Genomic DNA, 14,798 nt, shown 5'->3' with positions numbered 1-14,798 from the left:
TCAATGGCCTCCCTCGCCCCGGGTCGGGGCTGTATCGCGGACATCACCGACCGCCACCATCGCAGGTGATCCCCCCGCGCGGATCTGGTCGAGCGCAATCCGCGCCCGATGCCAGTCCGCCAGGGCCTCAACATAGGCCTGGCCGGTCCGGCTGCGCATCTGCACCGCGGCCATCAGATCAAAGACGCTGACCTGCATGGCATTATATTGGCGCATCGTCGCATCCATCAGGCGTTCACTGGTCGGCAGGGCCTCGTCCTGAATATGCATGACGCGCCGTTCTGCCAGCCCTGCCACAGCCTGGGCAGACTCCACGGCATTGAGAATCTCATACGCCAGCGCAGCGTGTTGATGGATGGCCTGCTCCGCCCGCAGCTGTGCCGCCGCGCGACGGGCCGAGCCGGCATCAAAGACAGGCAGGGCAAATTCCAGCATCCAGCCGCGGGACCAGTCACCGTCCTCGCGTTCGAAGACGCCGCCCAGCTCGACATGCTCGAGAAGGCTGGCCCAGTTCTCCAGACCGGCCTCGCCGGCGGCGGCCTCGACACTGGAACGCGCGGAGGCGAGTGGAAGGCTGGCGCTCAAGGCTGCCTGCACGTCGAGCCCGTGCAGCGGAGCCTCGCCCGGCTCCAGGCGAACGGGCAGTTGGTCTGCGGAAACGGGGCTCCCGAGTTGGCGGCCCAGGTCGAGCCGAGCCTGGAGGGCGGCATGCTCCGCCTCCAGATAATCCAGCTCGGCTTGCTGGGCGAAAATCCGTTCGCGCTCCAGCTCGACGAGCGGCGCATTGCCTGCCGCGCGAATCTCCTCGGCCACGACCAGGCTGGCCGCCGCGGCATCGCGAATGCGCTGCTGAAGGTCCAGGCGCTGGCGCGCGGCGACAGCAGCGACCCAGGCCCGGCGGGTTTCGGCGACGAAATCCAGGGTCGCCAGGACTGTCTCGGCCTGCTGTTCCTCATACCGGTCCTGCGCAGCGGCAGCCCGCCACGGCGTGGCCGCAATCCCCAGCAGGGAGGCGCCGAGATCAATATCCCAGACCCGGCCATGGCCATCACCCGGCAGCGTCACGACCTCGACAACCGGATTGACCGGACGCGATGCCATCACCTGATCGGCCCGGGCCAGGCCCGCCTCGTTCAGGCGGGCAAGAAGACGGTGATTATTGGTCAGCGCCAGACTGACCGCCCCGGCTTCACTGAGCGTTTCACCCTCGCGCGGCAGGACCGGGTCGGCGACCGAGCCGGTCCGTTCGGCGAGGCTGGCCATCACATTGGCTCGCTCGGCCGCCGGATCAACGGTCATGCAGGCTGAAACCACAAGAAGGCTCGCCAGGATTGGCAGGGCGTTGAGACGTGTTCGGTTCATGCTCTTGCGCTATCATACCCCCCGGGGGTATACAAGATGAATGTCGGAAACCCACACACCCCTCACCCCTGCCCGGGAAAAATCCCTGGCCCGGCTCAAACGCATTGAAGGCCAGGTGCGCGGTATCGGCCGCATGCTGGAAGACGACCGGTATTGCATCGACGTGCTCACGCAATTGTCAGCCGTGAAATCGGCCCTGGCGGCTGTCGAAGGCGAAATCCTGCGTGATCACGCCGGTCATTGCGTCGCCCACGCCATCGAGAGCGGCAATGCTGAAGCGCAAAAAGCCAAGATGGACGAGCTGATCGGCCTGCTGGCCAAGCATTACCGCCTCTGATCATCCATCATGCGCTCGGCCAATGCCCGTCCTGACATGAAGGCGGCCTCGACCCGCGGCCCGAGACACCAGTCTCCGGCCAGTCCGATCCCGGTCTCGCCATCCCATAGACAGGGCGTTTCCAAGGCTTTGAGGACCCGCGCATAGCGCCAGCGGTGAACCTGGCTGGCCTTGATCTCAGGCAAGGCACCCGCCCAGGATTCGAAGGCATCGTGAAGCAATCGGCCGACAGAGGCGGCCGGCTCCTCGAGATGGGTTTCGCTCCAGCCCGGTCCGGCCTGGATGACCCAATTCTCGCCATCGCCCGCACGGCCGGGCTTGGTCGCGTCGCAGGCAATCCACGCGCACGGTCCATCCGAGGCGCGATAAACACGGGGCGCCTGTTCAAGCGGTTCCGCCAGCGAGAGCATCAGCGTCCAGCAGGGAGCATAGCCGACACCATCCAGACCATCGGCCAGCGGCGTGACGCCCGTCAGCAGCGTCGCGGCCTGGGGCGCAGGGATCGCGACAGCAAGGCGGTCAGCCTCCAGCGTTTCGCCGCCATCGCAGGCCACGCTCCAGCGTTGACCGGCTCGCTGGACCGACCGGACATGGCAGGACTTGCGGATATCGAGCCCCTCGGCGAGGGGCGCGACCAGCTTGCTCATGCCCGGCGATCCGACCCACCAGGTCCGGTCGACGCCCAATTGCTCCCAGGGGGCTGCCAATGTCGCCGCCCCGGCCCGCTCCAGATAAGCGGTAAAACCGGGATCGCGGGCCGTGACATACTGGGCGCCGTGGTCAAATGAGCCGTGATCGGTCCGGCGCGTGGCCAGACGGCCGCCCAGACCACGCCCCTTGTCCAGCACGATGACGTCCTCCCCGACATCCGCGAGATGCCGGGCGCATGTCAAACCAGCCATGCCGGCGCCAATGATGATTGTGGTCAAGGAAACGTCCCCGAGAAACTGACTTCCCGGCGAACTAGGCCGATTGGCCCAGGCCGACAATACGGGACCTTACTGGAAGAAGCTCAAAATCACCCGTGGTGACCGATTGGCAACTTCCAGGGCCTGCATGCCGAGCTGCTCGCGAACCTGAAGCGCCTGCAGTTTGGCGCTTTCGCGACCGAGGTCGGCATCGACCAGATTGCCAATTCCCGCGCTGGTCACATCCATCTGCTTCACCAGCAATTCTTTCTGGATTTCCAGCGACTTGAGACCGACCCCGAGACGAGAGACCGCGGATGTCACATCGGTCATCGAGCTTTCGAACGCGGTCACATCCGCCGTCGTCGGCTGGGTCACAATGATTGAAGCGTCGGCTTGCGGCAGATTGGCTGCCAGGCCGGCATCGAAAATACCGCCGCCATCGGTGAGGTCCTCGGCGGCAATCGCAAGCGTATTGCCCGGATCCTTGCCGATCAGGACCGACAGGTCGTCACCCCCGCTTTCCAGCAGGTTGCTATCGTTGAAACTGGCATTCTCAGCCAACCGCGTCGCCTGGTTACCCAGGACAATGAAATCGGTCATCAAGCTGCGCCAGCTTTGCTCGTCCAGCGTGGTGTCGGTCGCCGCGACCAGCTTGCCATGCATTTCGACCATCAGGTCCGAAATGCCTTCGGCGGCAGCCAGGGCCGTCTCGACGACGCCGGCACCCAGATCAATGGAATTGAGGGCGCTGCGACGGGAATCATTATCCGCACGCATGACCTGGGCTCTCGCCCAGACTGTGCCATTATCACTGGCACTACCCACCTTAAGCCCCGTCGCGATCCGGTCCTGCACTGCGGCAGTCTGGCTTTGCAGCTTGGTCATGTGCTGCAGCGCGGAGTTCACGGAGGTCATGGAATGGACCGAAAAGGTCATCCGTCGACACTCGCCACCATCATTACGGCCTGTCCGGCATTTTTGCCGGTACGGGTCCACGGACAAGTCTTCCATGATAGGGTTAGCAAGAAGTTGACGCCGTGCCGGCTCGGCGACTGGCAATCGATTGAGTCGATGGCTCGATTTCCGCGTTCAATCGGCTAGATTTGCCGGCATGAGCCAGCCACCTGCCGATCCCGACGCTTTCAAGCGCGCCCTGTCCATCACCACTCGCGTCATTGCCGGCGACCGGGAGCTCGACGTCCGGTTTGGCGGTGAGATCGCCGGCCTGTCGGGTGGACGCATGGTCCTGCCCAATCCGGGCAGCGAGCCATCGCCCGAAGCCGCCGCGGCAGTGCGTGGCCGGGCTGATGCCCTTGCCCTGCGTCTGGCCCATCATGACGAAGCCGCTCATGTCCGCGTCCTGCCGCCCGGCGCAACGGCGCGGGCCATTTTCCACGCGGCCGAACAGGCGCGCGTCGAGGGCCTGGGCGCCCGGGACATGCGCGGTATGGCAGCCAATCTCGATGCCGCCCTGGCCATTCGCTGCAAGCAGAAAGGTTGGCAGCGTGTCGAGGACCGTCAGTCCGCACCGATGGAGGAAGCGCTTGCTCTCCTTGTCCGTGAACGCATAACCGGACACCCCTCCCCGCCCGAAGCCGACGGATTGCTGACACTCTGGCGCGACCAGATGGAAAGCGTGGCCGGGCTCTCGCTCGATGCCCTGGCCGAAAATGCCGACGACCAGAAGGCCTTTGCCGATCTCCTGCGCACCGTGATCCAGGATCTCGACCTGTCTGACGAGCTGGGCGGCGATCCCGAGCAATCGGAAAATCCCGAAGATGAGGATGAAGGCGTCGATCGCGAGGAACGCACCGGTGATGATGCCGAGGGCGATGATCAGCAGGGTGACCAACCCGACACGCCCGATGCCGCTGGCACTGCGGGCGACGAGGAAGAAATCAATGCCGACACGGATGATGCCGACACCCGTGTCGATGCCATGGACGATGAAGGCGCAGCGCAGACGGCCATGCGCCCGAACTGGCAACCCGCCAATGATCCCAACGCCAAGTCCTACAAGGTCTTCACCCGCGAGTTTGACGAGGTCATCCAGGCCTCCGATTTGTGCGAGCCGGATGAATTGGAGCGCTTGCGCAAATATCTCGACAACACGCTGAAAGGTCTCGACCAGGTCGTCGGCCGGCTGGCCAATCGCCTGCAGCGGCGCCTCATGGCGCAGCAGGAACGCGCCTGGAAATTCGACCTCGAGGAAGGCGTACTCGATGGCTCCCGCCTCGCCCGGGTCATCGCCGATCCGACCCTGCCTCTCTCCTACAAGCAGGAGAGCGATACCGAGTTCCGCGACACCATTGTCACCCTGGTGCTGGACAATTCCGGCTCGATGCGCGGCCGGCCGATCATGGTCGCGGCGGCCTGTGCCGACATCCTCGCCCGGACGCTGGAACGTTGCGGCGTGAAGACCGAAATCCTCGGTTTCACCACCAAGGCCTGGAAGGGTGGACGCTCGAAGGAAAAATGGCTGGCCGACGGCAAGCCGCCGCATCCCGGCCGGCTCAATGATCTGCGCCATATCATCTACAAGGCTGCCGATACGCCCTGGCGCCGGGCCCGGGTCAATCTCGGCCTGATGATGCGCGAAGGCCTGCTCAAGGAAAACATCGATGGCGAGGCCCTGCAATGGGCCTGGAAGCGCATGGCCGCCCGACCGGAACAGCGCCGCATCATGATGGTGATTTCAGACGGCGCGCCGGTCGATGACGGCACCCAGTCGGCCAATTCCGCCGGCTATCTGGAACGCCATCTGCGCGAAACCATCGCCATGATCGAGACCCGCTCGGAAGTCGAGCTCATGGCCATCGGCATCGGCCATGACGTCACCCGCTGGTATCGCCGCGCCGTGACCATCAATGATGTCGAGCAACTCGGCGGCGCCATGACCGACCAGCTCGCCGCCCTGTTCGAGGAAAATGGCGGCAAGGGCACGGGCTTCACCAGCGGAGCGCAGGCGATGAACCGCACGGATTTCGCGTCGATTGCTGGACGTGTCTAGGGCCGGGAGAGACCGGGTGGCACAACAGCCGGGAGCTGGCCCCGGAGGGGCTGGTTCGCACCGCCGCACCGGTCTAGACAAGTGACTTCCTCGCCGTTGCGACCAAGGCCTTACCGATGCGCTCATATCTGCTTCCCCTCTTTCCGCTTCTTCTTGCGGCCTGTTCGCCCGACATTGACCTGGCTCCAGCCGGCAGCCAGGTCGTTCCGCTTTATGAGCAATCGCCCGAACGCACCGACCTGGACCGACTGAGCTATCTGGGCGGCGTCGTTCTGAACAACCCGGATGAGCGATTCGGCGGGTTTTCCGCCCTTGCGGTTTCCGCCGATGGGTCCCGCCTTCTGGCGGTGTCCGACAGCGCCTACTGGATGACCGCCAATATCGGATGGAGCGAGGTCGACGGGACCCTCTTGGTCAGCGAGTTTTCGATGGCCTCCATGCTGTCACGAACCGGGAACCAGCTGGACGGGACCGCGGCAGACAGCGAGGCCATCGCCGACTTGGGAGACGGTGTTTTTGCCATCAGTTTCGAACGCGAGCACAGGATCAATACCTATGCGATCGGCGAGGACTGGAGTCGTCTGGACACTGCCGGAGAGGCGCTCCTGTCGCCGCCGGGGGCTGACGAATTCACCAATAATGGTGGCATGGAAGGGCTTACCGCCCTGCCGGGTGGCGGCCTGCTCGCCGGCATCGAGGATGGCAGTTCCGGGGCTTACCCTCTCTGGCTGCGGGAAGCGGGAAGCTGGTCCCTGTCGGAACTGGCGGCCCAGCCGGATTATGGCCTGACCTCGCTGGATTATCATGACGGCCAGATTTACGCGCTCGAACGGTTCTGGCGTTCGGACATCGGGACCCATATCCGCATCCTGCGCTTTGCGGTCGACGCGCTGGGCAGCGGCGAGCGAATCGAACCGGAGCTGCTGGGCACGCTGGAGGCCGGGAAGACCGTCGATAATTTCGAAGGAATCTCCGTTACCGAACGGGACGGACGGACTGTCCTGCTGATCATGTCCGACGATAATTACAACGAGGCCCAGCGGACGCTGCTTCTGGCCTTCCAGCTCGATTGAGGCCCGACCGCGCCACGGCGCTGACCCTTGCGCCGCCGTCCTGCCGATGGCCACGCGGGTCAGGTGATAGGTCCCCCATTGGTCCCGGATGGCGCTGCGCGCCTCCGGGAAAAATGAAATGAAGGCGGCGTATTCCTTTCCCAATCATGGGGAGGAAAGGTGCCCCCTACTCGCCGCCGTGATGGAAACTGTCCGGGCTTTCATACACGACCTCACCATCAACCACGGTCATCCACGCTTGGACGGTGAGAATTTCCGCTTCCGGGATGGTCATGATGTCTGCGGAGAAGACTGTGAAGTCGGCGCGCATGCCGACGGCAATCGTGCCGAGATCGTCCTCGCGGAAAGAGGCATGGGCCGGCCAGGCGGTGAAGAGTTTGAGCGCATCCTCGCGTGAGAGCGCTTCTTCGGCGTGCCAGTTCTCACCCTGGAAACCGGACAGGTCGGCGCGCGCCACGGCGGCGTAGAATTCGATCCGCGGATCGCCCTGCTCGACCGGCGCATCCGAACCGCCGGTGAGATGGGCACCGGCATCGAGCAGGCTCTGCCAGGCATAGGCACCGACCAGACGGTCATCGCCCAGCCGGTCCGGCGCGAAATGAAGATCCCCGATGGCGTGGGATGGCTGCATGGAGGCAATCACGCCGAGCTCGGCAAAGCGCGGGATATCGGCCGGATCAATGATCTGGCTGTGCTCGTCACGCCAGCGCGGATCGGCCAGCGCCCATTCCGCCTCCGGCACCTGGGCACGGGCTTCCTCGACCCAGTCCAGAAGGTAGCGATTCCCCCGATCACCGATTGCATGGACATTCATCTGGATGCCCTGACGCAGCGCGTCGGTGAAGAGGCCGACCGTCTCGTCGGCTTCAGCGATGGCGAGGCCGGAGGTCTCCGGACGGTCGGCATAGGGCTCAAGAAGGGCCGCCCCGCGCGACCCGAGCGCACCGTCCATGTAAAGCTTGACGGCGCGCGTGATGACACGGCCGTCGGCGACATCGCGACGCCCACCGGCCGCCAGCGGCGCATACCCCTCCGGTCCCACCGAGAGATAGCTGCGCAGGGGCAGCTCACCACTGACCGCAAGGTCTTCGATGATCGCCACCATGGACCACGGCACCGACATGTCATGGGCCCCGGTCCAGCCCAGGCTGACCAGACGTTCCGCGCCCTCGGCATAGGTCTCGCGGACGACGTCCGGAGATGGCGCCTCGACCAGGGACGACATCGCGCCCATGGCGGTATCGACCAGGAGGCCGGTCGGTTCACCGGTCTCGTCAAACAGGATCTCTCCGCCGGACGGGGCGACGCTGTCGCGGGTGATGCCCACGGCGTCCAGAGCCGCACTGTTGGCGATCAGGGCGTGCCCGTCGGCGCGGCGCAGGATGACAGGATTGTCCGGTGAGACCGGGTCGAGATCCTGCCGGGTCGGGAAACGGCCTTCCGGCCAATGTGTCTCGATCCAACCGCGCCCGCTCAGCGTCGCGCCCTCCGGGGTGTTGGCGATCGCCGCCTCGACGCTGGCGACCAAATCGGCAATCGAGGTGACACTGTCCAGATTGAGCGTGCGCTCGCGCTGGCCGACGCCATAGACATGGATATGACTGTCAGTGAAGCCGGGATACATCGCGCCGCCATTGAGATCGACAAGGCGGGTCTCCTCGCCAATCCAGGCCTGGGCAGCAGCGTCGTCACCGACAAAGGCAATCCGGTTGCCGCGCACCGCGACGGCCTGGACCATGGGCTGCTCATCCACGGCCGTGTAGATCGAGCCGCCCCAGATCACGAGATCCGCGACATTGCTGGCTGGCGCCTCATGGCCGCCTGCATCGACCGGTGCAACCGGGTCGGTCTGGCCACAACCGACCAGGGCCAGAGCTGACAATGAAATCATCCAGTGATTGGCGCGCATGAAAAAGCCTCCCCGCTTGTTGGCCGGGAGGCTAGCGCGCGTCTTCACACACGACAACGCCCGCGACAGGCCGCGGGCGTTGTTAATTCGTCAGCGTATGACTGGCTTAAGCCGCCATCGCCTTTTTCAGGTCGCGCTTGATCTTCAGGGCCTTGTCCGAGAGCTTCTCGTCACGGGCCTTGAGGAGGAAGGCATCCAGACCGCCGACATGGTCGACAGACCGCAGCGCCTTGGCGGCGACGCGCAGCTTGTAACCACGACCCAGCTTTTCCGAAGCGAGGGTCACGTCACAAAGGTTCGGCAGAAAACGGCGGCGGGACTTGTTCTGAGCGTGAGAAACATTGTTTCCCGTCAAAACGCCAGTTCCCGTCAGTTCGCAACGACGCGCCATAGTCGCACCTTTCAAATATAAAAATCCGTGCACACCGGTATTGCGACCAGTGCGAGAGCGGGCGAGATAAAGGAGGGGAGGCGGGCCGTCAAGCTTGCCACGTTCATCTTGCAGCCGGTTTCGATCAGTTATTGCAGTTAGGTGGACAAATGCGTTAGGGCCTCGGGGGCTCGAACTTGGAGAGTAGATCGTGAAAAAGACTTGGATTTACGGGGCGATGGCCGCGGGCCTCCTGGCCTGCAGTGCGACCGTTGCTGCCGATGATGCCGCTGACGCTGGCGCCGAGGTGGAATCCGCAGCTGCGATACAGGGCGTCACCGTTCAGTATGCCGGCTCGGTCATGGTGTTCCAGGTCGCCAATATCGTGGTGTCCGGTCAATTCGCCGAGGATACCTACCAGGCCTCCGCCCGATTCACCGCTGCAGGGCTCGCCGCGCTCTTCACCGATGCCGATATCGAGGCCGGTGTCAGTGGCTATCGCGATGACAATCAGCTGCGTCCCTGGCGCTACAGCCACCTCAATCATGCCAGTTCCAAGAATCGCATTGTCGCGATCGATTTCCCCGACGGTGTCGCCATGCCCGACATCAATCCGCCCTTCGGCTCGATGGGTGAGCCGCCGGCGACCGACGAAGAGCGCGCTGGCGCCGCCGACCCGCTGTCCGCCCTGCTCGCCATGGGTCTGGGTGCTGTGGCCCGCGGCGAGAGCCATTGCTCGGGCCGCCTGCCCGTTTTTGATGGCCGGGCTCGCTATAATCTGCGCTTCGAGGATGGCGGGACGGACCGGGTCCGCACCCGCGCCTGGTCCGGTGAGGCGCTGGTCTGCCACGCCTATTACGAGCCCGTCTCGGGCTATGAGGCTGACGAGTATCCGTCCGACGAGGATATTTCACGGCCCATCACCTTCTGGCTCGCCCCCGTCCATGACGGCGATGTCCACATCCCGGTGCGCATCCGAACCAATGCCGGTTTTGGCGGCGCGACGATCGTGGCGCGGTCCATCGAGGAAAATTGACAACCTCTCCCCTCGCCAAGTGCGCGCGGATTGCCTAGGTCTGCCAGGAGCACCTGTGCGTGAAGGAGTTGCGGGATGACGTCCCACCGCAACGATCCTGGGCAGATCACCGCTGCCCTTGGTCCCACCAATACCGGCAAGACGCATCTCGCCGTCGAGCGCATGCTGGGGCGTGCCTCCGGCATGATCGGGCTGCCCCTGCGCCTTCTGGCCCGGGAGATCTATGACCGGGTGGTCAAGGCCAAGGGCGTGGGCGCCGCCGCCCTGATCACCGGTGAAGAAAAGATCATCCCGCCCTCGGCGCGCTATTTCATCTGCACGGTGGAATCCATGCCGGTGGAAAAGCGGGTCGCCTTTGTCGCCGTCGACGAGGTCCAGCTGGGCGCCGACCCCGAGCGCGGCCATGTCTTCACGGACCGGCTCCTGCGCGCGCGTGGCTATGAGGAGACCATGTTGCTGGGCGCCGGCACCATGTATCGCATGGTCCGCGAGCTGGTACCGGAAGCGGAGATCACCTTTCGCGAACGCTTCTCCCAGCTCTCCCATGCGGGTCCGGCCAAGCTGACCCGTCTGCCGCGACGTTCAGCCGTCGTCGCATTCTCGGCGGAAGCGGTCTACGCGATTGCCGAATTGCTGCGTCGCCGACGCGGCGGCGCGGCGGTGGTCATGGGCGGATTGTCGCCCCGCACCCGCAATGCCCAGGTCGAGCTCTACCAGTCCGGCGAAGTCGACTTTCTGGTCGCGACCGACGCCATCGGCATGGGGCTGAACATGGATATCGACCATGTCGCCTTTGCCGAGAGCCGCAAGTTCGACGGTCGCCGCCGACGCCGGCTGACCGCCGCCGAACTGGCCCAGATTGCCGGGCGTGCGGGGCGCTTTCGCAATGACGGGACATTTGGCGAAACGGCGGATTGCCGCCCCTTCGATCCCGATCTGGTGGAAGCCGTGGAAAGCCACAGCTTCGCACCGGTCGAGCGCCTGCAATGGCGCAATCCCGATCTCGACGACACGTCGCTGGAAGCCCTGCAATACACGCTTGGCAAACCGTCACGCGACCCGGCGCTGGAACGCGTCGGCGAGGCCTCCGACGAGCGGGCTCTGGGCGTGCTCTCCAGTGATCGAGAGATTCGCGATCGCGCGACCTCACCCGCCGCTGTACGGCGATTGTGGGACGCCTGCCGCCTGCCGGATTTCCGCAAGGCAACGCTGGATGCCCATGCCCGCCTGATCAAGTCGATCTACATGCATCTGACCGGTCCGGGCGGGCGCCTGCCGGACGACTGGATGAACGGCCAGCTCGCGCGTTTCCGCAAGACGTCCGGCGATATCGACGCCCTCGCCGCCCGCCTCGCCCATGTGCGGACCTGGGCCTATGCAGCGCACCGGTCAGACTGGACCCGCGACCCGGGACACTGGCGCGGCGTAACCCGCGAAATCGAGGACAGTCTGTCCGACGCCTTGCACGAACGGCTGATGCAGCGTTTCGTGGACCGGCGCACCAGCGCGCTGGTCAAGGGACTGCGTGATGAAAGAGACTTGCTGGCCGGGGTCGCCAGCAATGGGGAGGTTACGGTAGAAGGCCATTTCGTCGGTCGTCTGGCCGGCCTGACATTCAAACCCGATGCGGACGGTCGCGAACTGGCTGCCCGGACCCTGAAATCCGCAGCGCTGCGTGCCTTGCGACCTGAGATCAACAGACGGCTGGGAGCCCTGGCGAAAACCAAGATGGAAGACCTGACCTTTTCCGATGACGGCAAGATCAGCTGGGGCGGCGATGACGTTGCCCAGCTCATTCCAGGCCCGACCCCGCTGAAACCCGCCGTCAAACTGCTTGGTGGCGACCTTGGTGCGGCCGAGGCCCAGTCCCGTGCCCGGGCCGGCCTCGAAGCCGGCCTGACCGCCCATATCGAGACCCAGCTCGCGCCGTTGTTCAAACTGCGCGAGGCCGGCCAGTCCGACGACATGCCCGGTCTCGCCCGCGGCCTCGCCTGGCGGCTTTATGAAGCCGGTGGCGCCCTGCCTCGCCACGATATCAGCGATGATGTGCGCAATCTGTCCCAGGTCGAGCGGCGCTCCCTGCGCGCTGCCGGCGTGCGGATCGGCGAGCACATGATCTACGTGCCCGAACTGGTCAAACCGGCCCGCGCCCGGCTCAACGCCCTGCTGCACGCCATCGCCGCCGGCCGAACCGATCTCGCCTGGCTGCCCGCGCCGGGCCTGACTTCGGTCGCCAATGACCGCTCGCGAACCCGCGCCGAATACGCCGCCATCGGCTTCCAGCCCTGCGGACCACGCGCCGTGCGTTTCGACATGCTGGAACGCCTGGCCGATACGCTGCGCGAGGCCGGCAAGGATGACGGTCCCGGCTTCCCCTTGACCGCCGACATGACCGCACTGCTGGGCTGTTCCGTCGAGGATATTCGCGGCACGCTGACCGAGCTGGGCTATCGCCGCATCCAGAAGGGTCCCGACCCGGAAAAGGCCGAGGGCGAGCGCTGGGACCGGCGCCGTCGCAAGCATGCCGGCCAGCGCGGCGCGCCGCGAAAGCCGGCCGCCCGCGCGGCCGCGCCCGTCATACCGTCCGACAGCCCCTTCGCCGCCCTGGCGGAACTGGCCCTGCCGGAACAGCCCAAACGCAAGCCACGCCCGCCGCGCAAGCGCCGCAAGGACAAGCCCAAGGCCGACACGGCCCAGGCGACGGCTCAGACTGAGGCGGGCACCCCATCGACATCCGAGGCAGCGGCGCCAGCCGAGACCTCCCCGATCGTGGATGCAAAACCCGACACCAAGGCATGACGGCACGGCGATGAGCGAAACCGCAGAGGCGATCCGCATTGATGTCTGGCTCTGGCATGCGCGTCAGTTCAAGACGCGCAGCCTCGCCACAACGGTGGTCCAGAAGGGCCGTCTGCGGCTGACCAGTGCCGGCACGACACGACGGATCAGCAAGCCCTCCGCCCTGGTGCGCGCAGGAGACACATTGACCCTGCCGCGCAATGGCCGGATCGTACGACTTCAAATCCTCGCCCTGGGCTCGCGTCGCGGTCCGGCTTCGGAAGCGCAGGCGCTCTACCGGGAAGTCGAGGATGAACAGACGGAAGCCAGCCATGTTTGACACCATCCGCAGCTTTTTCGCCCCGGCCGAAGCCGATCTGCGTCCGGAGACCGACCCGCATGTTGCCGCGTGCACCCTGCTGGTGGAGGCCGCCCTGGCCGATGGCATTTATGCCGATTGCGAACAGGACCAGATCCGCACCATTCTCGGCAGCGCCTTCAGCCTGTCCGAGGCCCGTGTCGCCTTCGTGCTGGAACAGGGCGAGGAATTGGCCGAAAGCGCCGTCGATCACCACCGCTTCACCAAGGTGGTGAAAGCCTGCCTGTCACGTCAGGAGCGGATTGGCCTGATCGAACAGCTCTGGCTGGTGGCCCTGGCCGACGGTGAGAAGTCACCTTTCGAGGAAGCGTTCATCCGCCGGATCGGGCCGCTTCTGGGGATTGAGGACCGGGATCGCATCTTCGCGCGCACACGTGCAGAAGCCCAACTGCGCACCCGTTGACAAAAACTCCGTCGCAGCCCATGTCCCGCCCGACATACCTGCCCAAGACACCGTTCCAAACCCCGTTCCAAACGAAGTTCCGGCCAACATGACCTATATTGTCACCGACGCCTGCGTGCGCTGCAAATATACGGATTGCGTGGAAGTCTGCCCCGTCGACTGCTTCTATGAAGGCGAGAATTTCCTCGTCATCCATCCGGATGAATGCATCGATTGCGGTGTCTGCGAACCGGAATGCCCCGTCGAGGCGATCAAACCCGACACCGAGGATGATCCGGACGGCAAGTGGCTGGCCGTGAACTCGAAATTTGCCGAGACCTGGCCCAATATCACGGTTCGCAAGGATGCCCCGGCGGACGCGGATGCAATGGCCGAGGAAAGCGGGAAATACGAGAAATACTTCTCCGAAAAGCCCGGCAGCGGCGACTAGCCCCAAGGGGTTAACCAACGCCTACCGTTTGGAAATAGCCGAATTTTGTGCTATGTTCACTGCATTGATGGGTAGCGCCTGTCGCGCCGCCTGCCTTTCTACACGGTGATTTGCGCGCAGACTTTTCGATCTCAGAGCCGGGTGGGTGCCGGAATTCCTTTGAGAGCGATCTGCGAGCTTTTGTGTTTCCGTGCGAGCAAGGCCCAAAGAGAGAGCATCCATGACGAAAAACGACAAGTCTTTCAAAAAGGGCGACTTTATCGTGTATCCCGCGCACGGCGTTGGCCGCGTAACGGGTGTTGAAAAAGACAGCGTCGCAGGCTTCGACATCGAGGTTTACGTCGTCACCTTCGAACAGGACAAGATGACGCTGCGCGTGCCGACCGCCAAGACCGAAGCGTCGGGCATGCGGCCCCTCTCCAGCGACAAGATCGTCAAGGACGCGCTGAAGACCCTCAAGGGCAAGGCGAAGGTCAAGCGCACCATGTGGAGTCGCCGGGCCCAGGAATACGAAGCCAAGATCAATTCCGGCGACCTGATCCAGATTGCGGAAGTCGTTCGCGACCTGCACCGTGCCGAGGACCAGCCGGAACAGTCCTATTCCGAACGTCAGCTCTATGAGTCAGCGCTGGACCGCATGGTTCGCGAACTGGCCGCTGTTGAGGAAATCGAGCACGAGAAGGCTCGCGAAATGCTGTCCACCTCGCTCGCCAAGAAAGTCGCCGCCTGATCCACGCGATCAAGCCGCGAGACTGATGCGAAACGCCCGGCCCCTTGGCCGGGCGTTTTCGTTTGGGGGG

General features: G+C 64.5%; 14 protein-coding genes. 9 read left to right on the top strand and 5 right to left on the bottom strand.

The genetic code is table 11. The features are described from left to right. Positions 1-1,362, bottom strand: coding sequence for a TolC family protein (locus JXQ94_RS02010; RefSeq protein WP_421922150.1), 1,362 nt, complete (start codon positions 1,360-1,362; stop codon positions 1-3). Positions 1,363-1,402: 40 nt separating this feature from the next. On the opposite strand from JXQ94_RS02010, the gene JXQ94_RS02005 reads away from it, so the two are divergent. Continuing rightward, the gene (locus JXQ94_RS02005) at positions 1,403-1,699 is read left to right on the top strand and encodes a metal-sensitive transcriptional regulator (RefSeq protein ID WP_421922149.1); all 297 of its coding nucleotides are present in this window, start codon (positions 1,403-1,405) and stop codon (positions 1,697-1,699) included. Here the strand turns inward: JXQ94_RS02005 and JXQ94_RS02000 are convergent. Both JXQ94_RS02000 and JXQ94_RS01995 read right to left on the bottom strand, forming a co-directional pair. Further along, positions 1,687-2,628, bottom strand: coding sequence for an NAD(P)/FAD-dependent oxidoreductase (locus JXQ94_RS02000; RefSeq protein WP_421922148.1), 942 nt, complete (start codon positions 2,626-2,628; stop codon positions 1,687-1,689). The genes JXQ94_RS02005 and JXQ94_RS02000 overlap by 13 nt on opposite strands. Positions 2,629-2,697: 69 nt before the next feature. Beyond that, positions 2,698-3,525, bottom strand: a complete 828-nt coding sequence (locus JXQ94_RS01995; protein ID WP_421922667.1) for a flagellin — start codon at positions 3,523-3,525, stop codon at positions 2,698-2,700. A gap of 196 nt (positions 3,526-3,721) precedes the next feature. Between JXQ94_RS01995 and cobT the strand changes: the two genes are divergently transcribed. Both cobT and JXQ94_RS01985 read left to right on the top strand, forming a co-directional pair. Next, positions 3,722-5,620, top strand: a complete 1,899-nt coding sequence (gene cobT, locus JXQ94_RS01990; protein WP_421922147.1) for a cobaltochelatase subunit CobT — start codon at positions 3,722-3,724, stop codon at positions 5,618-5,620. Between the two features lie 116 nt (positions 5,621-5,736). Beyond that, positions 5,737-6,693: an esterase-like activity of phytase family protein gene (locus JXQ94_RS01985; RefSeq protein WP_421922146.1), complete on the top strand. Its 957-nt coding sequence runs from the start codon at positions 5,737-5,739 to the stop codon at positions 6,691-6,693. A gap of 166 nt (positions 6,694-6,859) precedes the next feature. Here JXQ94_RS01985 and JXQ94_RS01980 read toward each other — a convergent pair whose 3' ends face one another. Together JXQ94_RS01980 and rpmB are read right to left on the bottom strand one after the other, a co-directional pair. Then, entirely contained in the window at positions 6,860-8,602 is a 1,743-nt protein-coding gene (locus tag JXQ94_RS01980) for an amidohydrolase (protein ID WP_421922145.1), read from the bottom strand. Between the two features lie 106 nt (positions 8,603-8,708). Next, complete coding sequence (gene rpmB, locus JXQ94_RS01975; protein WP_421922144.1) at positions 8,709-8,993, bottom strand: 50S ribosomal protein L28; 285 nt, start codon at positions 8,991-8,993, stop codon at positions 8,709-8,711. Positions 8,994-9,183: 190 nt separating this feature from the next. Here rpmB and JXQ94_RS01970 point away from each other — a divergent pair, with 190 nt between their 5' ends. The 6 genes from JXQ94_RS01970 to JXQ94_RS01945 all read left to right on the top strand — a co-directional run bounded on the left by JXQ94_RS01970 (position 9,184) and on the right by JXQ94_RS01945 (position 14,728). Then, complete coding sequence (locus tag JXQ94_RS01970) at positions 9,184-10,008, top strand: DUF3108 domain-containing protein (protein WP_421922143.1); 825 nt, start codon at positions 9,184-9,186, stop codon at positions 10,006-10,008. 75 nt (positions 10,009-10,083) lie between these two features. Then, positions 10,084-12,807: a helicase-related protein gene (locus tag JXQ94_RS01965; protein WP_421922142.1), complete on the top strand. Its 2,724-nt coding sequence runs from the start codon at positions 10,084-10,086 to the stop codon at positions 12,805-12,807. A gap of 10 nt (positions 12,808-12,817) precedes the next feature. Continuing rightward, on the top strand, positions 12,818-13,126 hold the full coding sequence (locus JXQ94_RS01960) for an RNA-binding S4 domain-containing protein (RefSeq protein WP_421922141.1): 309 nt from the start codon (positions 12,818-12,820) through the stop codon (positions 13,124-13,126). Next, the gene (locus tag JXQ94_RS01955) at positions 13,119-13,568 is read left to right on the top strand and encodes a TerB family tellurite resistance protein (protein WP_421922140.1); all 450 of its coding nucleotides are present in this window, start codon (positions 13,119-13,121) and stop codon (positions 13,566-13,568) included. The genes JXQ94_RS01960 and JXQ94_RS01955 overlap by 8 nt, the downstream gene beginning before the upstream one ends. A gap of 88 nt (positions 13,569-13,656) precedes the next feature. After that, complete coding sequence (gene fdxA, locus JXQ94_RS01950; RefSeq protein WP_295691329.1) at positions 13,657-13,998, top strand: ferredoxin FdxA; 342 nt, start codon at positions 13,657-13,659, stop codon at positions 13,996-13,998. Between the two features lie 220 nt (positions 13,999-14,218). Next, positions 14,219-14,728 (top strand): CarD family transcriptional regulator, encoded by a 510-nt coding sequence (locus JXQ94_RS01945; RefSeq protein WP_295691327.1) that lies wholly within the window; start codon positions 14,219-14,221, stop codon positions 14,726-14,728. The last annotated feature ends 70 nt before the right edge of the window (positions 14,729-14,798 follow it).

It is taken from the genome of Maricaulis maris, from assembly GCF_049116555.1.
Classification (GTDB): domain Bacteria; phylum Pseudomonadota; class Alphaproteobacteria; order Caulobacterales; family Maricaulaceae; genus Maricaulis; species Maricaulis maris_C.
Note: the sequence above shows the minus strand (reverse complement) of the source record. Positions and strands in the feature narration are given on the sequence as shown.